The 23,719-nt window shown below is 64.4% G+C and carries 22 protein-coding genes and 1 tRNA gene; 4 read left to right on the top strand and 19 right to left on the bottom strand.

The window, feature by feature from the left end:
• Positions 1 to 6: 6 nt before the first annotated feature.
• From QFZ70_RS06530 to argS, 19 genes are all read right to left on the bottom strand, one after another.
• Positions 7 to 834, bottom strand: a complete 828-nt coding sequence (locus tag QFZ70_RS06530; protein WP_307094616.1) for a F0F1 ATP synthase subunit delta — start codon at positions 832 to 834, stop codon at positions 7 to 9.
• Positions 834 to 1,385 (bottom strand): F0F1 ATP synthase subunit B, encoded by a 552-nt coding sequence (locus QFZ70_RS06525; protein ID WP_307094615.1) that lies wholly within the window; start codon positions 1,383 to 1,385, stop codon positions 834 to 836. Before QFZ70_RS06525 ends, QFZ70_RS06530 begins: the two co-directional genes overlap by 1 nt.
• A 52-nt stretch (positions 1,386 to 1,437) precedes the next feature.
• Positions 1,438 to 1,641, bottom strand: coding sequence for an ATP synthase F0 subunit C (gene atpE, locus QFZ70_RS06520; protein ID WP_009356484.1), 204 nt, complete (start codon positions 1,639 to 1,641; stop codon positions 1,438 to 1,440).
• 81 nt (positions 1,642 to 1,722) lie between these two features.
• Positions 1,723 to 2,523 carry a F0F1 ATP synthase subunit A gene (atpB, locus tag QFZ70_RS06515; protein ID WP_307094614.1) on the bottom strand — a complete coding sequence of 267 codons (801 nt, stop codon included), beginning with the start codon at positions 2,521 to 2,523 and terminating at the stop codon, positions 1,723 to 1,725.
• 81 nt (positions 2,524 to 2,604) lie between these two features.
• Positions 2,605 to 2,943 (bottom strand): hypothetical protein, encoded by a 339-nt coding sequence (locus QFZ70_RS06510; protein WP_307094613.1) that lies wholly within the window; start codon positions 2,941 to 2,943, stop codon positions 2,605 to 2,607.
• Positions 2,936 to 3,418, bottom strand: a complete 483-nt coding sequence (locus QFZ70_RS06505) for a hypothetical protein (protein WP_307094612.1) — start codon at positions 3,416 to 3,418, stop codon at positions 2,936 to 2,938. Before QFZ70_RS06505 ends, QFZ70_RS06510 begins: the two co-directional genes overlap by 8 nt.
• Before the next feature lie 97 nt (positions 3,419 to 3,515).
• Positions 3,516 to 4,541: a glycosyltransferase family 4 protein gene (locus QFZ70_RS06500; RefSeq protein ID WP_307094611.1), complete on the bottom strand. Its 1,026-nt coding sequence runs from the start codon at positions 4,539 to 4,541 to the stop codon at positions 3,516 to 3,518.
• Complete coding sequence (locus QFZ70_RS06495) at positions 4,538 to 6,406, bottom strand: nucleoside-diphosphate sugar epimerase/dehydratase (protein ID WP_307094610.1); 1,869 nt, start codon at positions 6,404 to 6,406, stop codon at positions 4,538 to 4,540. Before QFZ70_RS06495 ends, QFZ70_RS06500 begins: the two co-directional genes overlap by 4 nt.
• A gap of 99 nt (positions 6,407 to 6,505) precedes the next feature.
• On the bottom strand, positions 6,506 to 7,468 hold the full coding sequence (locus tag QFZ70_RS06490; RefSeq protein ID WP_307094609.1) for a glycosyltransferase: 963 nt from the start codon (positions 7,466 to 7,468) through the stop codon (positions 6,506 to 6,508).
• 6 nt (positions 7,469 to 7,474) lie between these two features.
• Positions 7,475 to 8,386 carry a glycosyltransferase gene (locus QFZ70_RS06485; protein WP_307094608.1) on the bottom strand — a complete coding sequence of 304 codons (912 nt, stop codon included), beginning with the start codon at positions 8,384 to 8,386 and terminating at the stop codon, positions 7,475 to 7,477.
• Position 8,387: 1 nt separating this feature from the next.
• On the bottom strand, positions 8,388 to 9,149 hold the full coding sequence (locus tag QFZ70_RS06480; protein ID WP_307094607.1) for an L-threonylcarbamoyladenylate synthase: 762 nt from the start codon (positions 9,147 to 9,149) through the stop codon (positions 8,388 to 8,390).
• 12 nt (positions 9,150 to 9,161) lie between these two features.
• Positions 9,162 to 10,034 (bottom strand): peptide chain release factor N(5)-glutamine methyltransferase, encoded by an 873-nt coding sequence (gene prmC / locus QFZ70_RS06475; protein WP_307094606.1) that lies wholly within the window; start codon positions 10,032 to 10,034, stop codon positions 9,162 to 9,164.
• A 21-nt stretch (positions 10,035 to 10,055) separates the two neighbouring features.
• Positions 10,056 to 11,129, bottom strand: a complete 1,074-nt coding sequence (gene prfA, locus QFZ70_RS06470) for a peptide chain release factor 1 (RefSeq protein WP_307094605.1) — start codon at positions 11,127 to 11,129, stop codon at positions 10,056 to 10,058.
• 230 nt (positions 11,130 to 11,359) lie between these two features.
• Entirely contained in the window at positions 11,360 to 13,537 is a 2,178-nt protein-coding gene (rho, locus tag QFZ70_RS06465; RefSeq protein WP_307094604.1) for a transcription termination factor Rho, read from the bottom strand.
• Between the two features lie 297 nt (positions 13,538 to 13,834).
• Complete coding sequence (gene thrB / locus QFZ70_RS06460; protein ID WP_307094603.1) at positions 13,835 to 14,809, bottom strand: homoserine kinase; 975 nt, start codon at positions 14,807 to 14,809, stop codon at positions 13,835 to 13,837.
• Positions 14,810 to 14,811: 2 nt separating this feature from the next.
• Complete coding sequence (gene thrC / locus QFZ70_RS06455; protein WP_307094602.1) at positions 14,812 to 15,918, bottom strand: threonine synthase; 1,107 nt, start codon at positions 15,916 to 15,918, stop codon at positions 14,812 to 14,814.
• Entirely contained in the window at positions 15,919 to 17,241 is a 1,323-nt protein-coding gene (locus QFZ70_RS06450; protein WP_307094601.1) for a homoserine dehydrogenase, read from the bottom strand. It abuts the gene before it with no gap.
• Complete coding sequence (gene lysA, locus QFZ70_RS06445; protein ID WP_307094600.1) at positions 17,242 to 18,717, bottom strand: diaminopimelate decarboxylase; 1,476 nt, start codon at positions 18,715 to 18,717, stop codon at positions 17,242 to 17,244.
• 5 nt (positions 18,718 to 18,722) lie between these two features.
• Positions 18,723 to 20,387 (bottom strand): arginine--tRNA ligase, encoded by a 1,665-nt coding sequence (gene argS, locus QFZ70_RS06440; RefSeq protein ID WP_307094599.1) that lies wholly within the window; start codon positions 20,385 to 20,387, stop codon positions 18,723 to 18,725.
• 172 nt (positions 20,388 to 20,559) lie between these two features.
• Here argS and QFZ70_RS06435 point away from each other — a divergent pair, with 172 nt between their 5' ends.
• The 4 genes from QFZ70_RS06435 (at position 20,560) to QFZ70_RS06420 (ending at position 23,643) form a co-directional block, all read left to right on the top strand.
• Positions 20,560 to 21,024, top strand: coding sequence for an FMN-binding protein (locus QFZ70_RS06435; protein ID WP_307094598.1), 465 nt, complete (start codon positions 20,560 to 20,562; stop codon positions 21,022 to 21,024).
• A gap of 3 nt (positions 21,025 to 21,027) precedes the next feature.
• Positions 21,028 to 21,900, top strand: coding sequence for an FAD:protein FMN transferase (locus tag QFZ70_RS06430; RefSeq protein WP_307094597.1), 873 nt, complete (start codon positions 21,028 to 21,030; stop codon positions 21,898 to 21,900).
• Positions 21,897 to 23,441 carry a ferredoxin--NADP reductase gene (locus QFZ70_RS06425; protein ID WP_307094596.1) on the top strand — a complete coding sequence of 515 codons (1,545 nt, stop codon included), beginning with the start codon at positions 21,897 to 21,899 and terminating at the stop codon, positions 23,439 to 23,441. The genes QFZ70_RS06430 and QFZ70_RS06425 overlap by 4 nt, the downstream gene beginning before the upstream one ends.
• 126 nt (positions 23,442 to 23,567) lie before the next feature.
• A tRNA-Arg gene (locus QFZ70_RS06420) sits at positions 23,568 to 23,643 on the top strand.
• Positions 23,644 to 23,719: the final 76 nt, after the last annotated feature.

Below are 23,719 nucleotides of genomic sequence, written 5' to 3'. Positions count from 1 at the left end.
GTCCGGCTAGCCGGCCAGCTGGCGTTGCAGCTCGCCCAGGCGGGTGATGACCGAAGCGTCGAGCACTTCGTCACCTACCTGGACGCGGATGCCGCCAATGAGTGCCGGGTCAACGTTGACGTTGACCTTCAGTTCCCGCCCGTACATTGCATTCAGGCCCGCCTGGAGGCGTGCAAGCTGCTCAGGTGTCAGGGGACGGGTCACGCTGACCGTTGCAATCCAGCGCTGCTGCCGCTTGGCCGCCAGTTCGGCGAACCGCTCCACAAGCCGGGTGGGCTTGATGCCGCGGGGCTGGGTTACTGCCTGCGTGATGAGGACCTTTGCTTCCTCGCTTACGCCGGGCACCAGCTTCTCGGCGAGTGCAGCCTTGGCTGCAGCGCTGGCTTGTGGTTCGGACAGAGCACGTTGTACCTCGTGGCTGGAGGCAACGGCCTGGTTGAAGGAGAACAGATCGTTCTCCAGCTCTTCCAGGCCAGAGATTCCGGAGGCAGAAACGGCCGACTTGTTTTCAGCAACGGAAATGACCACCGTTGCGGCAAGAGTCTCGAGTGCATCGCCGATATCCCGTGCGGCTGCCCAGCGTGAGCCGGCCAGCCCGCCCGCGATCTCTGCAGCATCAGCGGAGACTTTTCCGCCAACCAGCTGCCTGACCAGCGCCGACTTTTCGTCACCGTTGCGGGACGGGTCAGTCAGGGCGCGGCGCAAGCCAGCCGAGCTGTCCACCATTCCCAGAATTCCGAAGAGTTCCTTTGCCAGCTGCAGTGACGCCGTCGGAAGCTTGGCTTCCAACCCGGCCAGCCCTGTTGCCAGCGATTCGCTCGATACGCCTGCCATTACTTAGCTGCACCTGCGTTCTGGGTCTCCAGATCTGCAAGGAAGCGGTCCACTACCCGTGCTGCACGCTGGTCGTCGTTGAGCGATTCGCCAACGATGCGGCCGGCGAGGGTGGTGGCCAGGGTGCCGACCTCCGAACGCAGGGACACAACGGCCGCCTGGCGCTCGGATTCGATCTGGGCGTGGGCCTGGGCCGTGATGCGGGCAGACTCTGCAGCTGCCTTTTCCTTGAGCTCCGCGAGGATCTGGGCACCTTCGGCGCGTGCTTCCTCACGGATGCGGTTGGCTTCGGCGCGGGCGTCGGTCAGCTGCTGCTTGTACTCTTCGAGTGCAGCAGACGCCTCAGCCTGGGCCTTTTCAGCCTTTGCAATGCCGCCTTCGATAGCCTCGGCACGCTCGGCGAAGGTCTTCTCGAACATCGGGACAACGAACTTGACCACGATGAACATGAGAATGGCGAAGCCCACGAGGGTAACGCCCATTTCCCAGAGGTTGGGCATCAGGGGGTTAACTTCGCCCTCAGTGGCGGCTGAGATGATCAGCTGATTCATATTTCACCCGTCCTTTTCTACTCGGTTCTGTAAGTTCGCTTCGTTCTAAGGACTAGAGAACGAAGGCGAAGACCAGGCCGAGGATGGCGAGGGCTTCGGTCAGCGCAAGGCCGAGGAATGCGATCGGCTGCAGGACACGCTGTGCTTCCGGCTGGCGGGCGACGCCGTTGATGTAGGCAGCGAATACGAGACCAACACCGATACCACCGCCGATTGCGGACAGACCGTAACCTACGAGGTTGAGATTGCCTTCCATTTTTCTTCCTTTCAAGATGCCACCCATGTGGCAGGTTGTTTGGGTTGCTATCATCCCCGCGAGGGGAAGCTTAAGGGTGCCTTAGTGGCTGTCGGCGTGAAGCGCGCCTTCGATGTAGATCGCGGTCAGCAGCGTGAATACGTAGGCCTGCAGGACCATAATCAGGGCTTCAAGCATGTACATGGCGATGGCGCCGGCGAGAACCAGGACGGAGGTTCCCTTGAGCAGGATGTTCTCCTGCATGATGAGGTATTCGATGCCGGATCCGGCGATCATCACGATGAGGTGTCCTGCGAGCATGGTCGCGAACAGACGGAGGCTGTGCGTGACCGGCCGGACCAGGAAGTTGGAGATGATCTCGATCGGGATCACGATCGGAAGGATAAACCAGGGAACGCCGGAGGGCACGGTGGCCAGCTTGAAGTAACGGAGTCCGTTCTTCTTGACGCCGATGGCGATCCAGGTGAAGTAGACAATGCCAGCCAGTACATAGGCGCCGCCCACGTGCGAGAACGTGGGGAGCTGGAACAGCGGGATGGCGCCGTAGATGTTGTTCACCAGGATGAAGAAGAACAGGCTGAACAACAGCGGGACATACTTGATGAAGTCCCTGCCGCCGATGATGTCCTTGGCGATTCCGTTGCGGACGAAGCCGTAGGCGGCTTCGCCGGCGAACTGGAGCTTGCCTGGTACCAGCTGCTGCTTGCGTGCGGCGAGCACGAAGAAGACGGCGATAAAGACAACAGAGAGGAGGACCAGCAGCATCTGCTTGGAGAATCCTTCTGCGGCACCCCACGGCAGGATTGCCGGCAAATGCATTTCGTTAATACCAGGAGGAGTAAACTCTCCTGAATCTTGGGCCGGGAGCGCAAGCGCGATCAACGCGTTTCCTCTCTGCAGTGTCCATCATTGGGCGTTGGGCGGGGACCGGCAGCCTGACGGCCTGCTGTTCCCCCTGTGAAATTATTTGGCATTAGTGTTGCCGTCCTGGGACGGCCCGCTGGCAGCATGGCGCTCCCCAGCATTTTTGCGAGAACTGGTAAGGCCATGCATATGGGAAAGGTAAAAACCTCCGACGGCTCCAAGCAGAGCGCCTGCGAGCACGATCCAGCGCGTTCCCCACACGTAATCCAGTCCCCACCCTATCAAACTCCAGACGATGATTCCGCCAATGATGTAGCTGAATACGGCCATGCCGGCGTTGTATCCGCCGCTGGTTCCGTCGCTCGATACACCGGCGGCAGAGCCATTTGATCCGTCCGTGCTGTTGGTGCCTTCTCCGGGCTTCTTTGGATCACGCATCGCGGTTTTCCTTGGTTTCTGGATCGTTGTAGATCTGAAGGCGGGCTTTGCTGAAACCGTAAAGTTCTGCAGCCTGCCAGAGTACGACGGCAGTGACGGCACCTACGACGAACCAGCGGCCATGCAACCACTGGGGAGCGCCGATGACGAACAGGACTGCGGCGAAGCCGACCACCTTCACGAAGTAGGTGGCGACGAACATGCCAATTGCTCCGGAAGGATTGTTGCGCCCCATGAAGTGGCCCACCAGAAGGCTGATCCCGAAGAACAACATCACCAGCAGACCGCCCAACGTACTGGACAGGGCACCGCTTCCGCCGTTAAGGATTGCTGCCGGGACTGCGCACAGGGCGAGCCCGGCCGCCGCAGCCACGGAACTCCGCTTGAGGAGGTTCAGCCACAAAGACGGTGCGGGGCCGGAAGCGCCAACGTTTCCGCTGCCGGACTCAGGTCCGGACTCGGCGTTGGAGGTCATTCGATCCCAATCGTCGGCACCAACAGGCACGTGGCCATGAGGCAGGTTTGGAGGGCAGCTTTGGCTGCCCTCAAATTCTACACGAGATAGAACACCGCTAGCTCACGGGGAGGCGTGTGACCTTCGACGGGCGCCGGTACCGGCGGATGAGGTCCGGGCTGGCCAGGTACAAAGCGATCACCAGCACGCCGGCGGCCACGCACAGGGCGACGACGGGAAGCGGAGCAGTGGCGGCGACGAAGCCGAGGGCGATGACGGCTGCGGTGCAGAATGTGACCGTGGCAGCTGACTGCAGGTGCGAGAAGCCTACGTCCGTGAGCCGCTGATAGACGTGTTCCCGGTGGGACGCGTACCACCGCTCCCCTGCCTTGATCCGGCGGAGCAGGGTGTAGCCGGCGTCCGCGGCGTAAACGAGAATCGGGGAAAGAACGTATTCGACGTAGACCCCGCCGAGGAAGCCTGCTACCGCCAGGGCTGCTATCGACGCACCCAGTAAGTAGCTGCCGACGTCGCCCAGGAAGACTGAACCCCGCCCCAGGTTCCATGGGAGGAAACCGAGGAAGGACATTGCCAGAACGGTGCCGCCGGCGGTCAGCCAGGGCTGTTCGGACAGCAGGCCGGCCATTGCGTAGGCACCCCCGGCCGTAACCCCGTGGAGGCCCGAAATGCCATTGACTCCGTCCATGAAATTGGCGATGTTGACATAGGCTGCGATCGACACGGCAGCGAGCGGCAGCCACCAGAACGACTGTCCCGTGAGTACGATGAGTATCGCGGAACCGGCCGCCCCGATGCCGAGCTGGGCGGCGGCGCGCCCGCGGATGGACATGCCGCGCAGGTCCTCGACCCAGCCCACGGCGGCGCAGGCGGCAATGATGCAAAGCACGGTGGCGGATACTGAGCGGTCCACCGTGACGACCCCCAGCAGCAATGCTGCAGCGTAGCCGACAGCTGTGGCCAGGGCAACGGCCAAACCCATTCCCCGAATGGTCACTTTCACGTGCGATGAACGGGCAGAGGGAACATCAACCACGCCCAACCGGACCAGCCACGGCTTCACCGCAAAGGGAAGCAGCAGGCTGGCCAACAGCGTAATCCCGGCAACCAGGGCCAGTAGGATCACGACGCCACCCGGATCTCACCGGCGTCAGTGGCCTCATCATCGGGAATGTCGGCGATGCCGGCGCCTTGTTCCGCCTCGCAGCGGGCCAGCCAGACGTCGAGGTCAAGATCGTCCGGGTCCTGTTCCGTTGCCCTGGTGTGGGAAATTTTCGGATGCAGGGGGCGCTTATCCAGCTCACCGCTGCCGACCAGTACCTCGTGCAGCTTCTCCCCCGGCCGCAGCCCGGTGTAAATGATCTCCACGTTCTTTCCCGACATCGCAATCATCCGCTGTGCCACATCCAGGATCCGGACCGGTTCACCCATGTCCAGGATCAGCACATCGCCCCCGGTACCGATCGCACCCGCCTGGATCACCAACTGGCAGGCCTCGGGGATGGTCATAAAGAAGCGGGTGACGTCGGGGTCAGTGACGGTAACGGGACCGCCAACGCGGATCTGCTCAGTGAAAAGTGGCAGCATCGAACCGCGGCTGCCCATCACGTTGCCGAAGCGGACGGAGACGAACTTGCTGCCGGTCTGGCCGGCCATCCATGCCGTCAGTTTTTCGGCAACCCGTTTGGAGTGACCAAGGGCGGTGGTGGGGTTGGCCGCTTTGTCGGTGGAGATGTTGACGAAGTGTGAGACACCGGCGCGCTGGGCCGCGCGCAGGACGTTCAGGGTGCCGCAGACGTTGGTTTTCCAGGCTTCCACCGGATATTGCTGCAGCAGCGGCGCGTGTTTCAGTGCGGCAGCGTGGAACACCACTTCAGGGCGTCGGTCCTGGAAGATGTTCTGCAGGGCTTCGGCGTCGCGGATGTTGGCCAACACGGTATCCCGGCCTGCCAGGAGGCCGTGGCCGCTGATGGAGATCTGGGTCTGCTGCAGGCCCGTCTCGTCGTGGTCCAGCATGATCAGTTCCGCCGGGTCGAACTGGACAATCTGCCGGCAGAGCTCGGATCCGATGGAACCGCCGGCGCCGGTCACCAGCACCCGTTTGCCCTTGATGTACCCGGCAATTTCGTCAACCTTGATGTCTACGGGCCGCCGGCCGATCAGGTCCTCAACCGCTACGTCGCGGAAGTCGGAGAAACCCGCGGGCGCGCCGGTGCCCAGCATGTCCCGCAGCGGGGGAAGTACCAGAACACGCACGTTGAGGCCGGCAACAGCGTCCGAGATGCGGCGGACCACGGTGGCCTCCACGTTGGCGAAGGCCAGGACGAGGACTGTGGCGCGGGTGCGGCGGATAATCGCCGGCAGGTCATCCCCGCGGCCCTGGACCTGGACGCCGGAGAGGCGCAGGTGCTTCTTGGCCGGGTCATCGTCGATCAGGCCAACCGGAAAGTATGGGGAATCCTGGTCCTGCAGCATGCGGGTCACCAGGGAGTTGCCGAGGAATCCGGCGCCGTAAACCAGTGTGTTTTGTGCCCCGTCCCCGGGCCGGGCCCTGCCCTCTACGTAGAGCCGTTTGGCGTAACGTGCGGCGCACATAAAGAGACAGGCGAAGGGAAAGGCGATCAGGCCCACGCTGCGGCCGACTTTGATGGCCTCATAAAGCACCAGGAGGCTGGCAGTGATGGAGGCAGCCACAATGACGGTGACGAATACAAGTGCCCGTGCCTCCTGGAAGCTGCCGAATGGATACCGGCCCCGGTACAGCGCGAGGGAGTATCCGGCGAGCATCTGGGCCACCACAGCGATGGCAGCGATCACGAACGCTCCAGCGAACTGCTCCACCCGGATGCCCATCTCGTAGCGCAGCAGCAGCGCCAGGCCGATCGCCACGACCCACGACATCGAGTCGAGGAAGAGCTGGATCCAGATCCAGAGGGCGGGCTTCTCGTCCCGTACCGCGCCATGTGCGCGCGTTCCTGATTTTGTACTCAACGAAAGATGCAACCGACTTCCACTACCACGGCGGCCAGGCGCCTGTTTCAAAATACCCCGCCGCAAAACTGTCGGACCGCTTCGGGGCCTAGAACGATACTAATCGCTTCGGGTTCCGCTGCCCGGATGTGCCGGCAGCGAAGGCATGGGTTTCCAGCCCTTGTCGGCAAGGATGCTGCGTGATTCACGCCATCCCCGCCACAGCGCATCGGCCCCTTTAAGGGTGCGCTCAACGAGGACCAGCCGGACAAGTTCCTTCAGGAAGGTCAGTGCTGTGCCGGCTGCGAAACCCGCCCGGTTGAATTTGCCGTGGGCCCGCAGGTAATGCGCAACGTGCCCGCGGTTGCGCATCACATAGCGCCGGCTCAGGTCGGACGAATCATTAAGGTGGCGCAGCCCCAGGTCCACTTGCCGCTGCGCGCGGACCTTTTTAATGACGAAGGCGTTGACGTACACCACCGGTGTTTGCTGCGCGGCCAGCCAGCCGTAGATCAGATCGTCCCAGGTGATGAAGAAGCGCGGATCCGGCAGGCCAATGCTCCGGGCCACGGTGGCGTTGATGAGCATTCCCTCAAAGTTCCCCACGTTCGTGCGGAACACCTCCGAGTGCCGGAACACATCGCGCGAGACCGGGAGGAAGATGCCCAGCGACTCGACAAAATGGTGCTGCCAGAAGAACGGTTTCCCGTTGGCGTCGTACCGGCGGCCGATCAGGCAGGAGTATTCGGACGTGAACTTCCCCAGTGCCTCCACCGCGCCGGGAAGCACCTCGACGTCGTCGTCCATCAGCCACAGCCATTCGGCGCCGTTTTCCAGCGCCAGTTCCACGCCGCGGGAAAACCCGCCGGCTCCGCCGACGTTCCCGTCCAGGCGTTCGTACTGGATGGGCGGCCCGCCGGCAGCGAGGGCTTGGGCGACGACTTCCGGCGTGTCATCGGTGCTGGCATTGTCCACGACGAGGATCCGCGCCGGTGCGGTATCCAGCCGGGCGAAGGAATCGAGCAGGTTGCGCAGGAAGTCGGCGCGGTTGTAAGTGACGACGACGGCGAAAAGGTTCTCCACGGCAGCCTAGCTGTTCGTGGACATCAGTTCCGCGGGCGAACCGAAGCCCTTGCCGCGGAAGCCGGTTGAATAGGCCCGTAACCAGTGCACCAGGCCCTTGAGGTCCCGGGCCTTCAGGAAGTAGTACGGGAAGCCGACGATGTCCGCGCTGAACCACCGGAGGTTCCGGTACTTACGGGTCAGGTAGCCCCGGTTACGGAAGTAGCAGTAGCGCTTGAACTCACCCTCGGGGATAACGGGGGTAATGAACCCGCCGAAGACGGGTTTCATCTCGGTCCAGGTGGCGGGGTGCTGCACGGCGACAGTGGCGAGGGTGCCGTACTTCAGCCCGGCCTTCTTGACGCGCGACAGGAAATCGACTTCGTCGCCCCGGATGAAGAACTTCACATCCGGAATGCCGATCCTGTAAAAAACCTCGGTCCGGATGAGCGCCCCGTTGAAGAAGTGCACCATATCCGGAAGGTAGCCCATCGGCTCCAGCCGCGACCGGTCGTTGGTGAGCAGCCCGTTGATGCGGAAATTGAAGGACAGCCGGTTGGGGTCGGACGTTGCGGCTACCAGCGGGCTGATGATGTCGAGCTGGTGTTCTTCGGCGGTGCGGAGGAGTTCTGCCAGGCAGCTGGCGTCTTCGGGGTGGCCGTCATCGTCCATCATCCAGATCCACTCGGCGCCGCTGGCCATGGCCGCGAGGATGGCGTAGGCAAATCCGCCCGCCCCGCCGAGGTTGGCTTCGGAGCGCAGGTAGTTGATGTTCTGCGCTCTCCCGGCATTAACGACGTCGATGGCCGGGGCAGTGCCGGAGTCCACCAAAGCGATCGAATGGATCGGCGCAGTCTGCGCGGCCAGGCCCTTCAGGAGCAATGCAAGCTCCTCGTGGCGGTCAAAGGTCACGGCCGCGACGGCCACCTTGGGCTGCATGTCAGTTCCCCGGGTGGTTGTCGGTGGTGCTGACGGCACTGCTGCCGGCCGGGCTGTGGGCTTCAGCCGCCGGCTCCTCTGGTTCTTCCGCTGCCATCGGAATCTCACCCAGCCCCAGCACATCCGGCACGTGCTCACGGAGCTGATCAAGCGTCACGGCGCCGTTGCGGACCACCCGCAGACGGGGGCCGGTGGCGTCAACAATGGTGGAGGGCACTGCTGCCTCGCCTTCGAGCGGGCGGAAGCCGCCTTCGAGGTAAACCTCAACGGAGTCGGCCAGCTGCTCGCGCGCTGCTGCGGCTGTCTGGCCCGGAGCATGGCCGGTGCGGTTGGCGGAAGAAACTGCCAGCGGCCCGGTGAGGGTCAACAGTTCCTGGGCGATTTCGTCGTCGGGCATGCGCAGCGCCACCGTGCCCTTGGTCTCCCCAAGATCCCAGTCCAGGGACGGCTGTGCGTGCAGGATAAGGGTCAGGCCGCCCGGCCAGAAGGCTTCGGCGAGCTTGCGGGCGTCCGCCGACACGTCCGAGGCGAGTCCGTCAAGTGCGTTGATGCGCGGAATCAGGACGGGCGGCGGCATGGTGCGGCTGCGTCCCTTTGAGACCAGGAGCATGGTGACGGCCTGCGGCGAGAAGGCGTCGGCAGCAATCCCGTAAACCGTATCCGTGGGAAAAACCACGCACTTCTTCTCGCTGATGGCCCGCTGGGCGTGCTCAAGTCCTTGGGCGCGCTCGTCGTCGCTGGTGCAGTTATAGGTTGTGGTCACGCGCCTATTCTTTCATTCCTTGTGGTCCGGATCCGCGAGCAGGGCACTGGTGGCGCGCTCCTTGCCGTTGAGGTCCAGATGCGTCCTGATACTGGTCCAGTTCCCTGTCCTGGCCAACATGGCCGAGATCCAGCCCGCTTGGACTTCCGCGTGTTCCATCACGAAGTAGCCGCCGGGTACCAGCAACCGGGCAGCGGAGGCGGCCGCCGCCGTCGGAAGTTCCATGCCGTCCGCTCCCCCGCCGTACAGCGCTTCCGGGGGATCGTGCAGGGCAACTTCGGGTTCAGTGGGGGTGGCTTCGGCGGGGATGTAGGGCGGGTTGGAGATGACGACGTCGAAGGTTCCGTTGAGTTCCGGCAGCGCGTCCCGCAGGTCCCCGAGGACCAAATGAACGCCCAGGGGGGCCAGATTCTTCGCTGCCCAGGCATGTGCGAAGGGGCTGAATTCCACCGCGTGCACCTCCGCTCCGGGCACTTCGTGGGCGATGGAGCCTGCGATAGCGCCGGATCCGGTCCCAAGATCCACGATCCGCGGGTGCCGCATGCCCGCGACGTGGTCGATGACCAGCTGCACCACGGATTCGGTCTCCGGACGGGGTACGAAAACGCCTGGACCCACGGAGAGCTCGAGATACCGGAAATGCGCCAGACCGGTGATGTGCTGCAGCGGGATCCTGCTGGCACGCTCTGCCACCAATTCCCCATAGCCCTCAGGGGCAGGGGTATCCCCCAGCATCATGGCGCGCAGGCGGCCCAGCCCAACATTCAGCAGATGGTCGGCGAGCAGCTCGGCGTCCACCCGCGGACTGGGGACGCCGGCGTCGCGCAGGATGTCAGTTGCCTCACTGACGGCGTCCGCGAGCGACTGCCCAGGCCCAAATGTCATCCGCTGTATTCCCGGAACGTGTTAGTCGCCGATGGCGTCCAGGCGGGCCTGTTCGTCCATCTCGATTGCCGACTGGATGACCGGTTCCAGGTCACCGTTCATCACCTGGTCCAGGTTGTACGCCTTGTAGCCGGTGCGGTGGTCCGCAATCCGGTTTTCCGGATAGTTGTAGGTGCGGATGCGCTCCGAGCGGTCCATGGTGCGGATCTGCGACTTCCGCTGGGCCGAGTTTTCGGCGTCGATCTGCTCCTGCTGGTGCGCCAGGATACGTGCCCGCAGCACGCGCATGCCGGCTTCACGGTTCTGCAGCTGGGACTTTTCGTTCTGCATGGCCACCACGATGCCAGTGGGAAGGTGGGTAATGCGCACGGCGGAGTCGGTGGTATTCACGGACTGGCCGCCGGGACCGGAGGACCGGTAGACATCGATCTTGAGGTCGTTCTGGTTGATCTCGAGCTCTTCCGGCTCATCCACCTCAGGGAGTACCAGCACGCCCGCGGCAGAAGTGTGGATGCGACCCTGGGACTCCGTCACGGGAACGCGCTGCACCCGGTGCACGCCGCCTTCGAACTTGAGCCGCGCAAAAACGCCCTCGGCAGGATCGTTGGAGCTGCCCTTCACAGCAACCTGCACGTCCTTGTAGCCGCCGAGGTCTGATTCCGTGGCGGAGATAATTTCGGTCTTCCAGCCGCGGGACTCCGCATACCGGGTGTACATCCGCAGGAGGTCCGCAGCGAACAGGGCAGCCTCGTCGCCGCCTTCACCGCCCTTGACCTCGAGGATCACGTTGCGGGCGTCGTCAGGGTCGCGCGGAATGAGCAAGCGCCGAAGTTTGGCCGCGGCAACTTCCAGCGACTCCTCCAGCTCAGGCACCTCAGCAGCGAACTCGGGATCCTCGTCAGCCATCTCCTTGGCAGCAGCAAGGTCATCCTGGATGGCCTCCCACTTGTGATAGGCCTCAACAATCCCATTGAGCTGAGCCGAACGCCGCCCAAGCTTCCGGGCAAGCCGCTGATCAGCATAAACAGCAGGATCCCCCAGCTGCGCCTGGATAGCATCATGCTCATCAAGCAGGCCCTGTACGGACTCAAACATCTATAAACCTCTTTCGACTTGTACAAGTCTAGTAACAAACGGAACGTGCCGCGGCTGGCGGGCTTAACGACGAAGCCGCACAGATTTTTCCGCCCCGGGAGTGGCATCGGGCCTGCCGGAGCTGGGAGGCTAACGATCGAAGATCGGAAGCCTCCCAGCGGAGGGGCGGGGGCGGAAAAATCTGTGCGGCGTCAGCACCGGGGCAGCAGAATCAGCCGCTCACCGAAGCGTTACTTGTCGTTATCCGACTTCGCACCAAGCGTGGTCTTCTGAACCTGCATCAGGAACTCAACGTTGCTTTGGGTCTCCCGGATCTTGTTGGTCAGGAGTTCAAGGCTCTGCTGGGTTTCGAGTCCGGAGAGGACGCGGCGCAGCTTCCACATGATCTTGACTTCCTCGGGGGAAAGCAGGTTTTCCTCGCGGCGCGTGCCGGACGCGTTGACGTCCACGGCCGGGAAGATGCGCTTGTCAGCCAGCTGGCGGGACAGGCGGAGCTCCATGTTGCCGGTGCCCTTGAATTCCTCGAAGATGACTTCGTCCATCTTTGAACCGGTTTCCACCAGTGCCGTTGCCAGGATGGTGAGCGAGCCGCCGTTTTCGATGTTGCGGGCCGCTCCGAAGAAACGCTTGGGCGGGTACAGTGCGGCGGAATCCACACCACCGGACAGGATGCGGCCAGAGGCCGGTGCTGCCAGGTTGTAGGCACGGCCCAGGCGGGTCATGGAGTCCAGGAGGACCACCACGTCCATGCCCATTTCCACGAGGCGCTTGGCGCGTTCGATGGAGAGCTCAGCCACTGTGGTGTGGTCGTCGGCGGGACGGTCGAAGGTGGAGGCAATGACCTCGCCCTTGACCGTGCGCTGCATGTCCGTAACTTCTTCAGGACGTTCGTCAACGAGCACCATCATGAGGTGGACCTCAGGATTGTTGGTGGTGATGGCGTTGGCGATCGACTGCAGGATGAGCGTCTTGCCGGCCTTCGGCGGGGAGACGATCAGGCCGCGCTGGCCTTTGCCGATCGGGGCAACCAGGTCGATGACACGGGGGCCAATCTTCTTGGGGTCGGTCTCGAGGCGCAGGCGCTCGGAGGGGTACAGCGGAACCAGTTTGGCGAACTCGACGCGGTCCTTGAGTTCTTCCGAAGTCTTGCCGTTGACTGACGTCACGCGGACCAGGGCGTTGAACTTCTGGCGGGCAGACTGCTGGCTGCGGTCTTCGCCGTCACGCGGAGCGCGGATGGCGCCAACCACGGCGTCGCCCTTGCGCAGGTTGTACTTCTTGACCTGGGCGAGGGAGACGTAAACGTCGTTCGGGCCCGGGAGGTAGCCGGAGGTGCGGATGAACGCGTAGTTCTCCAGGACGTCAAGGATGCCGGCAACCGGCAGCAGGACGTCGTCGTCGGTGACCTCGACGTCGTCGACGTCCGGTCCCTGGGCGCGTCCACGGCGGCGGTCATTGCGGTCGCGGAAACGGTCGTTGCGGGAGTTGTCCCGGTCCTGGCCGCCGGAGCGGTCATTCCGGTCATTCCGGTCGTTGCGGTCACGGCGGTTGCGCCGGTTGCGGCGGCTGCCTCCGTCCGCGTCCTCGTCACGGTTATCATCGCGGCGGGCGCCTTCACGCTGGCCTGCTTCCCGGCTGCCCGCATTGTCGCGGCCGCCGTCGGCGGTCTCGCGTGCAGCGTTGTCGCGGCCACGGGTGCGTCCGCTTTCGCGGCGCTCCGTGCGCTGCCCGGCTTCACCGGCTTCAGCTTCGGCCCGCTCGGCGGCGGGTTCTGCGGTGCGGGGTTCTGCGCTGCCCTGCACTGCGGCGCGCTGCTGGGCGTCGGCCTGTTCTGCCGGTGCCTCCACAGTTTCGGCAGCCTGCGGCGCTGCTGCGGCTGCTTCGCCGCGGCGGCGGTTGCGGGTGCGGGGCTGGCGACGCTCGGCGGCACCTTCGGCGGCTTCGGGAGCCTCAGTGGAGGCCGGAGCTTCAACCGGAGCGGGTGCGCTGGTTTCGGCAGCAGCCGGTTCGGTGGCTGCGGGTGCTACCACTCCGTCACTGACGGCGCGGCGGCTGCGGCCACGGCCACGAGCCCGCGTTCCTTCAGCAGGCGCCTCGGTTGTTTCAGCAGCTGCCGCCGGGGCGGACACTGCCGGAACGATTGCCGGGGCCGACACGTTCTCGACGGCCCTTTCCGCTGCCTTCGCGGGAGCCTTGGTCATGGGGGTACCGGCGCGGTGGGCGGAAATGGCCGAAACCAGGTCTCCCTTGCGCATCCGGGAACCGCCGGAGATCCCGAGCTGGCTGGCGAGTGCCTGCAGCTGGGCGAGCTTGAGGCCGGCAAGGCCGCTGCTCTTGGCGGGTGCGGCCGGTGATTCGGCAGCAGAAGATAGTTCCACAGCTGGCGACAGCTCAGTGGTTTCGGTCACGAAGGATCCTTCCCCCTCGACGGCGTCCAGACTGGGAGCTGGACGCGATGATTTGATCTGGGCTGCAGTTCAGATCTGCAGCCGCATTGCTCGGCCTTGCCGGTTGGATATCGGCCAGCAGGGCCGGATACTAATTCACCTTGCACTCCGCCCATGGCGGAACGCAGGACTGACGCTTCAGGGGCAGTTTAAGTGCTGCAGATTCCTGCGACAGACCAAGCAGGCGGCACCGGAATACATTGCGCAGTAAGAGACCAAGCGGCAACTAAGTGCAATAGCAGATCAGATAGGCGTCAATTACCGCCGGTGCAACTCCACCTTAGCACCTTCAACGTCCACTGCCAGCTTCAGAACACGCCACCCGATGTCCGGCGTGTTCGCAGCGGTGAACTCCTCGATGAAGGCAACGACGGCGCCGGCTTCAGCCTGTCCGTCTGCAAGGACCAGCACGGTGGGCCCGGCACCCGAGACTACAGCCGCGTGCCCGGCCGCGCGAAGCGCCGAAATCAGCGCAGCGCTTGGACGCATGGCCTCCGCACGGTAACTCTGGTGGAGGTAGTCCTCGGTGCCGGCCAGCAGGAATTGGGGCTTGCTGGTCAGGGCATGGATCAACAGTGCGGCACGTCCGGAATTCATCGCCGCCGCGTGGTGCCCCACCGAGGCCGGGAGCAGCGCACGCGCCGCTTCCGTTGACAGCTCGAAATCGGGAACCGCCACGACGGGAACCACCTTTTCGGAGACCGTCGCGCTGGTGCTGCTGTACTGGTCACTGTCCTGCCACGACAGCGCCAGCCCACCGAAAATGGCAGGTGCCACGTTGTCCGGGTGCCCTTCCAGCTCGCTGGTGAGCTGAAGGATCCAGTCCTTACCGCGCCGGCTGGCCTCAGGCACCAGGGCGTTTGCCGCGGATACGGCTGCCACTACTGCCGATGCGGACGAGCCCAGGCCCCGACCGTGGGGATTGACGTTGTCAGCCGTGACCTTCAGCCCGCCGTGCCTGAACCCCAGCCGTTCGAAGGCCGCTTCCATGGCCCGGACCACCAGGTGGCTGGCGTCCCTGGGGAGGGTTTCTGCGCCTTCACCGCGGAGATCGAACAAAAGCTCCTCGGATTCGAGGCTCTCCACTGTCAGGGTGTCATGCAGTGCCAAGGCCAGGCCCAGGCTGTCGTAGCCCGGGCCGAGGTTGGCCGTGGTGCCCGGAACCCGGACCGTGACCCGCTGTCCGGGTTCAATAAGCTGCAGTCCGACGGCGGTCTGCGAGGTGGCATCCAAGGCTACTTTTCTTCCAGTCCCAGTTCGGCAGCAACGGTGACAACATCATTGGAAACCTTGACCGGCTGGACATCGCTGCCGTCCTCGGTGCGCAGGGCCCACTGGGGATCCTTCAAGCCGTGGCCCGTAACGGTGATCACGATGGTCTTGCCGGCAGGAACCTCGCCGGCGGCGTGCTTCTTGAGCAGGCCTGCCACGCCGGCCGCGGAACCCGGCTCAACAAAAACGCCTTCGCGGGAGGACAGCCAGCGGTGCGCATTGAGGATTTCCTCATCCGTGACGGCGTCGATAAATCCGCCTGATTCGTCACGTGCACCAATGGCACCGTCCCACGATGCAGGATTCCCAATCCGGATGGCCGTGGCGATGGTGTCCGGTTCGGTGATGGGGTGGCCGGCGACGAAGGGTGCTGCCCCTGCTGCCTGGAAGCCCCACATGGCAGGGGTTTTGGTGGAGACGGCGGGAAGCGTGCCGGCGGTTTCGGACTCGAACGGAGCGGAGTACTCCTTGTAGCCCTTCCAGTACGCGGTGATGTTTCCGGCGTTGCCTACCGGCAGGACGTGGATGTCCGGAGCGTCCCCCAAGGCGTCGACGATCTCGAAGGCACCGGTCTTCTGTCCCTGGATGCGGGCGGGGTTGACGGAGTTGACCAGGAAGACCGGGTAGGACTCCCCCAGCTTCCGGGCGATGTCCAGGCAGTTATCGAAGTTGCCGTCCACCTGGAGCAGGGTGGCGCCGTGGGCGATGGCCTGGCTTAGCTTGCCCATTGAAATCTTGCCCTCGGGCACCAGGACGGCGCACTTCAGGCCCGCGGCCGTTGCGTAGGCGGCGGCAGAGGCGGACGTGTTGCCGGTGGAGGCACAGACCACGGCCTTGGCACCGGATGCGACGGCGGCGGTCATGGCCATGGTCATGCCGCGGTCCTTGAAGGAGCCGGTGGGGTTCATGCCCTCCACCTTCAGGTACACCTCCGAGCCGGTGAGCTCGGATAGCTTCTGCGCGCGCACCAGCGGGGTGCCGCCCTCACCCAGGGTGATGACCCGGGTGGATTCCGTCACGGGCAGACGGTCAGCGTATTCGCGGATAACGCCGCGCCATTGGTGAGCCACTTAGACTCCTTCTACCCGCAGAACGGATGTAACTGAATTGATGACGTCCAGGCCCTTGACGGCTTCGACGGTGGCCGCAAGGGCAGCCTCTGATGCGCGGTGCGTAACGATCCGCAGTTCGGCGGACTCCACGTTCGACTCGGCGTCCCGGTGGATGGTCTGCCGCATGATTTCGATGGAGACGCCGTGTTCGGCGAACAGCTGGGCGATCTTTGCCAGGACGCCAGGCTGGTCCGCAACGTCGAGGCCGATGTAGTAGCTGGTGACGGCCGCGTCGATGGGCAGGGCCGGAACGTGGCCAGTGGTGGTCTCGGTACGCTGGGGTCCGCCCAGGACGAGGCGGCGGGCCGCGGACACAAGGTCGCCGAGGACGGCGGACGCCGTGGGGGTGCCGCCGGCGCCCTGGCCGTAGAACATCAGTTCACCGGCGTTTTCGGCCTCGATGAACACCGCGTTGAAGGCGCCGCGGACGGCAGCCAGCGGGTGCTCACGGGGCAGCAGCGTGGGGTGCACGCGCACCGAAACGCCACCGCCTTGTCCACTGTCGCCGTCGCCGATTCTTTCAGCGATGGCCAGCAGCTTGATGACGAAACCGGCATCCTTGGCCGCTGCGATGTCAGCGGCGCTGACCGAACTGATGCCTTCGCAGTGGACGTTTTCCAGAGCGAACCGGGTGTGGAAGGACAGCGTGGCGAGGATGGCTGCCTTGGCAGCTGCGTCGTGGCCCTCGACGTCGGCGGTGGGGTCCGCTTCGGCGTAACCGAGGCGCTGCGCTTCGGCGAGGGCGTCGGCGAACTGGGCGCCGGTGGAATCCATCTGGTCAAGGATGAAGTTGGTAGTGCCGTTGACGATGCCCAGCACGCGGGTGATCCGGTCCCCGGAAAGGCTGTCGCGAATGGGCCGCAGGATGGGAATGGCTCCGGCCACGGCAGCTTCATAGGACAGCTGCACGCCGGCCTTGTCCGCCTCCTCGTAGAGGGTGGGGCCGTCCTGGGCCAGCAGGGCCTTGTTGCCGGTGACTACACAGGCGCCGTTCTGCAGCGCGGACAGGATCAGCGAGCGGGCCGGCTCGATGCCGCCCATCAGTTCGATGACCAGGTCGGCGTCCTTGACCAGGGTCTCGGCGTCGGTGGTGAACAGTTCCTGCGGCAGCTCGACGTCCCGCTTGGAGTCGACGTTGCGCACGGCAATCCCGGACAGCTGCAGGCGCGCGCCGGTGCGGGCGGCAAGGGCGTCGGCGTCCTCAATGAGAATCCGCGCAACCTGGGCCCCAACGTTGCCACAGCCCAGCAGGGCCACTTTCAGGGTTCGCAATTCAGACATTCAGGCTCCCATGTCGCGGTTCAGCAAATCTTCTTCGGTTTCCCCGCGGACAATCAGCCGGGCAGATCCGTCGCGCACCGCGACAACGCCCGGCCGGGCCAGATAGTTGTAGTTGCTTGAGAGGGCCCAGCAGTAGGCGCCGGTTCCCGGTACAGCAAGCAGATCACCGGCTGCCACGTCCTCGGGCAGATATACATCTCTAACAACTATGTCGCCGCTCTCGCAATGTTTGCCCACCACGCGGGACAGCTGCGGCGCGGCGGCGGACGTACGGGAGGCCACAACTGCCGAATAATCCGCGTCGTAGAGCACCGGGCGTGCGTTGTCGCTCATACCGCCGTCCACCGACACATAACGGCGGGGATACGTAACGTTTTCGCCCGCATCTTCGGCCTGGCCGGAGCCGGGGGCATCGACGCGGACAGTCTTGAGCGTCCCCACCTCGTACAGGGTGAAGGTGGTGCTGCCCACGATGGCCCGCCCCGGTTCAATCGAGATCCGGGGTGACTCGATGCCCAATTCAGCGCAGGTTGAACGGACGACGGCGGCCATCGCCGCAGCAATCTCAGCTGCGGGGCGCGGGGTGTCCACCGGGGTGTAGGCGATCCCGTAGCCGCCGCCGAGATCAAGCTCCGGCATAACGATGGAGTACTTTTCCTGCATGGCCGCGAGGAAACGAAGCAGCTTCTCGGCTGCCAGGGCAAAACCGTCCGGCTCGAAAATCTGGGAACCAATGTGGCAGTGCAGGCCCAGGAGCTCGATGCCGGGGTGTGCCGAAGCCGCTGCTACCGCTTCCTCGGCAGCAGAAAGGCCCGCCTGGTCCGTGGTGTCAGGCGCCATGGAGAGACCGAACTTCTGGTCCTCGTGTGCCGTGGCGATGAATTCGTGCGTGTGGGCGTGGACGCCGGGGGTCAGCCGCAGCATGACCTTGGCCATGTCGCCGCGGGCTTGGGCTATGTCGCCCACCCGCACCAGCTCGGACAGGCTGTCCACCACAATCCGGCCGAGGCCCATGTCCAGGGCACGATTAATCTCACCGTCGGACTTGTTGTTCCCGTGCAACGCCACGCGCTCACCGGCAATGCCCGCGCGGGCGGCGACGGCCAGTTCCCCGCCCGAGGCTGTATCCAGGCGGAGGCCTTCCTCCTCCACCCACTTCACAACAGCAGTGCAGAGGAAGGACTTCCCCGCGTAGTAGACGTCCACGCCGCCGCAGATGTCAGCGAAGGCAGCATCGAAGGAATCCTTGAAAGCCCGTGCGCGGGAGCGGAAATCCGCCTCGTCCATAACGAAGAGCGGCGAGCCGAACTGCTCTTTCAGCTCCTGGACGGTGAGGCCTCCAACGGTGAGTGAGCCGGCGTCGTTCCGTTGGACGCTGCCCGCCCACATCGGTTCCTGGAGGGCGTTCAGGTCAGCGGGCACTGCGAGCCATTCGGGTGCCAGTGGAGAGGCGGTCTTCGCGGTTTCTACAGGCATTGCGATCACATCCGTTCCGGCGCGGAAACGCCAAGCAGGTCAAGGCCGTTGGCCAGCACTTGGCTGGTGGCGTCATTGAGCCACAGGCGGGTGCGGTTGACGTCGGTCACCGCTTCATCGCCCATGGGCGCGATGCGGCAGGCGTCGTACCAGCGGTGGTAGGCACCGGCGATGGTTTCGAGGTGCCGTGCCACGCGGTGCGGTTCGCGCAGTTCCGCAGCCTTTGCCACGATCGACGGGTAGCTGCCCAGGTACGAGAGCAGTTCGTTCTCCGTGGCATGGTCCAGGAGGGAGGCGTCGAAGCTGTCTTTGCCGTCCACACGGCGTTCCACACCGGCCTCGACGGCGTTGCGGGCTGCGCCGCGGGACCGGGCGTGGGCGTACTGCACGTAGAACACGGGGTTCTCGTTGCTGTGCTTCTTCAACAGCTCCGGGTCCAGGGTCAGCGGGGAGTCTGCCGGGAACCGCGCCAGGGAGTAGCGGACAGCATCCTTGCCGAGCCAGTCGATCAGGTCCTTCAGCTCGATGATGTTCCCCGCGCGCTTGGACAGCTTTGCGCCGTTCACGGAAACCAGCTGGCCGATCAGCACCTCGATGTTCACCTCGGGGTCATCTCCGGCGCAGGCGGCGATGGCCTTGAGCCGGTTGATGTAGCCGTGGTGGTCGGCGCCGAGCAGGTAGATCTTCTCGGTGAAACCGCGGTCCTTCTTGGAGAGGTAGTAGGCGGCGTCAGCAGCGAAGTACGTGGGCTCGCCGTTGGCGCGGATCATCACCCGGTCCTTGTCGTCGCCAAAGTCTGTGGTCCGCAGCCAGACAGCACCGCCGTCGTCGAACACGTGGCCCTGCTCGCGAAGGCGGGCAACGGCACTTTCGATGGCGCCGGCGTCGTGCAGTTCCTGCTCGGAGAAGAACACGTCGAACTCCACACCGAACTCGGCGAGGGTTGCCTTGATGTCCTTCATCTGTGCCTTGTAGGCGGCGGCGCGGATGACCGGAAGCGCGGCGACCTCGGTCAATTCGCGGATGTCGGGGTGTTCAGTGATGACCTCGTGGCCCAGGTCCGCGATGTACTGTCCCGGGTAACCGCCCTCGGGCACGGGCCGGCCGTGCAGGCGCGAGTACACCGAGTTGGCGAAGACGTTCATCTGTGAACCGGCGTCGTTAATGTAGTACTCAGCCGTGACGTGGGCGCCGGAAGCGCGCAGCACCCTGGCGATGGCATCGCCGAGGGCAGCCCAGCGGGTGTGTCCAATGTGCAGCGGCCCAGTGGGGTTGGCGGAAACAAATTCCATGTTGACGGTGTGGCCGGCGAGCGCGGTGTTGGTTCCGTACTGCCGGCCGGCTTCGACAATGACCTTGGCGAGGGCGCCGGCCGTGGCAGCGTCCACGGTGATGTTCAGGAACCCGGGGCCTGCGATGTCCACGGCGGAGACGCCGTCGATCGACTTGAGCCGCGCGCTCAGCACGGTGGCGAATTCGCGGGGGTTGGTGCCGGCCTGCTTGGCAAGCTGCAGGGCGATGTTGGTGGCCCAGTCACCGTGGTCCCGGTTCTTGGGTCGCTCCACGCGTACCTCGTCTGGCACTGCTGATGCTGAAAGGGCGATCTCGCCGGCGTCGACGGCGTCTTTCAGGCAGGCGGATATGGCGAGGGAGAGTTCTTCGGGAGTCACCCCTCTAGCCTACCGGGGGCCAGTGACAGCAAAAGAATTCGGACTGTTCCGGTGCCGTAGGCATTTCCACAGGAAATTCACAAGCCACCTACAAGTTGAACCAATACGCTGGGTTCATCGTTGACACGCACGTAAGCACCGTCCCAAACACTTATACGAAATGAGAGCCTTTATGAGACCGTCAGTCCGCAAAAGTGTTTTCGCCGGAATCGCCGGCCTTTCCCTCGCCGGAACGGTGGCGGGCTGCGCGCCGTCCGCCACCGAGAACACGCCGGCGGCCCCCGCCGGCAGCGCTGCAGCAACGCCCTCCGCAGGATCGTCGTCGCTGGCAGGCAGCGGCGCCACGTACAAGGACGGCACGTACAGCGCTGACGGAAACTATGTTTCGCCGAACGGCACCGAGACGGTTGGTGTCGAACTGACCCTGGCCGGAGGCACGGTCAAGGATGTCAACATCACCCAGCATCCCTCCAACCCGAACACCCGCAAGTTCCAGGGGGAGTTCGCCGGCGGTATCGCTTCGCAGATAGTGGGCAAAAACATAGACGAGCTCAACGTCTCCAAGGTCGCCGGCTCCTCCCTGACGAGCGGCGGGTTCAACCAGGCTGTAGAACAGATCAAGTCGGAGGCGCAGTAGACGGTGCCGGGCGCGGACTGGGAGGACTTTGCGTTTGAGGGAATCGGCACGCAGTGGGAGATTTCCACGCCTTGTCCGCTTGCTCAGTCCGTCCGGGCCCGCCTCCTTGACCGGGTGGAGAAGTTCGACGCCGACTGGTCCCGCTTCCGGGCCGATTCCCGCGTCAGTATCATGGCGCGGGAACCCGGGACGTTTGGTTTTCCGGAAGAGGCGGGCCGGCTGGGGCCGCTGTACAGGACGCTTTACGGGCTGACGGACGGAGCCATGACCCCGCTGATCGGCGCCTCCCTTGAGCGGCTGGGGTACGACGCCGGCTACTCCCTTAAGCCGTTAGGGTCGCCGCTGCCAGCACCTCCCTGGGACGAGGTCCTCAAGTGGGAGGGCACCACCATCACCACCACTTTGCCCGTGGTTCTTGACATCGGGGCGGCTGGCAAAGGCCTGCTGGTGGACCTGCTCGCCGACGAACTGGACGCTGAAGGACTTGATTCCTTTGTCATCGACGGCAGCGGGGACCTGCTGGCAAGGGGCCCCCGATCCACCCAGGTGGCTTTGGAGCACCCCTACAACCCCGGGCAGGCCATCGGCATCGTGCCGCTCACCGGGCGTGCGCTCTGTGCCTCGGCGTCCAACCGCCGGACGTGGGGCGATGGCCTGCACCACGTACTGGACGGAACAACGGGGCAACCGGTCAGGACCGCCGTCGCCACCTGGGCACTTGCAGACACGGCGATGCTGGCAGACGCCCTGGCCACTGCTCTCTTCTTTGTCCCGGGCGCACGCTTGGAGCAAGAGTTCAATTTCTCCTGGCTGACCGTATTTTCTGACGGGAGCGCAGTCCACTCCGCCGAGTTTGAAGGGACACTGTTCACATGAGCCCTGTGGAAACGCCGAAGGCCGGGCCGGTCCCCTCCGCGGCCGCCCGGCTGGATACCGTCCTTGGCCGGTTCACCATGTACCGGCTCATCCTGCTTGTCCTTGCAGCCCTTGCCGTGTACAGCCTCTTACTCGATGTTCTTGGCTGGCTGACCTTCGGCATCCCCGAAATGCTGGCGCACCTTGTGCTGTGCCTCGGGCTGACCTACGCCTCCAACAGGGCTTTGGCAGCCCTGTTTCGGGTTCGGCCCCACTCTGAATCCTCGCTCATCACAGGACTGCTGCTGTACTTCCTGTTCTGGCCGTCCTTCGCGCCGATGGATGTGGCTGGAGTGGCATTGGCCTGCGTCCTGGCTTCTGCATCAAAGTACGCACTCGCGTGGCGCGGCCGCCACATTTTCAACCCCGCCGCCGCGGGAGCATTCGTGGTTGGGCTCACGGGGCTCAACGTCGCCACCTGGTGGGCAGCTACTCCTGCGATGCTGTTGTTGCTGGTGCCGGGAGTCCTTTTGGTGCTTTACCGCACACGGAAATTCCTGATGGCCTCGATCTTCCTCGTGGTGGCCTGCGCCATCATCGGCGCGGAACTGCTTCAGGCCGGCATGTCCGTGGGGATGGCGCTGTGGCAGTCACTGGCCCAGCGGCCGCTGCTGTTCTTTGTGGGCTTTATGCTCACCGAGCCGCTGACACTGCCGCCGCGCAGGTGGCAGCAACTGGCCCTCGCGGCTGTGGTGGGCGTGGTTTTTGCCGTCCCCTACAACTTCGGCTTCCTGGCCAATTCCCCTGAGGCCGCGCTGCTGCTGGGCAACCTCCTCGCCTTTATGGCGGGCCAGCGCGGCGGTGTGCGGCTGAGGTTCAACGGGACCAGGCCGCTGACGCCCAGCACCACCGAGTTTTCCTTCAAGCCCTCCCGGCCCGTGCGGTTTGTCCCGGGGCAATACATGGAACTGGACCTCCCGCACGCGAAGTCGGATGGAAAAGGACGACGCCGGGTGTTCAGTTTGACCGGCTCGCCCAGTGAGCACGTGGTGAAGTTCGGCGTGCGGACTGCCGAGCCGCTGTCCGCCGCCAAAAAGGTCCTTCTTTCCCTGCAGCCGGGCGACGAGCTGACGGCCACTTCCGTTGGAGGTGACTTTGTCCTCCCCCGCGATCCCCGCAAGCCCGTCCTGATGATGGCTGCCGGCATCGGCATCACCCCCTTCCTTTCACATCTCTCCTCCGGTGGTTTACGGGACCGCGACGCCATGATTCTGCTGCTGGCCAGGAGCGCCGACGAGATCGCGTACGCGGATGAATTGAAGGCTGCAGGCGTCCGTGTGGTTGCCCGCATCGCCGATGGTTCCCAGCCGCCGCCGCACATCACTGCGTTCCCTGCAGATGGCGCCAGGGTGGACGGTGAAGCCCTCAAAGCACTCGTTCCCGACATTGCTGACCGCGAGGTTTATATCTCAGGCTCACCAGCGAGCGTCGCCTCGTTGCGTGGTGCGGCACGGCAGGCCGGTGCCAGGAAGGTGCACGTGGACTCGTTCTCGGGCTACTGAAACGCGCCGCTTTGGAGAGCCCGTGCCCGCCGGAGTTCCGAGTCCCGAGTGGCGATTTTCCCTTGCGGGCCACCTTCCTGCTAAGCTCTAGGACGTCCCGCCGGCAACGGCAGGAACCCCCGGATTGCCCTCGTAGCTCAGGGGATAGAGCGTCTGCCTCCGGAGCAGAAGGTCGTAGGTTCGAATCCTATCGAGGGCACCAGTCGAGAAGCACCCCGGTCCACGGACCGGGGTGCTTCTCTTTGTCCGGCCCGGCACGGCTCATGATCACGGCGCCC

The organism is Arthrobacter sp. V1I9, assembly GCF_030817075.1.
Lineage (GTDB): Bacteria > Actinomycetota > Actinomycetes > Actinomycetales > Micrococcaceae > Arthrobacter.
This window is presented reverse-complemented; position numbering and strand designations above follow the sequence as displayed.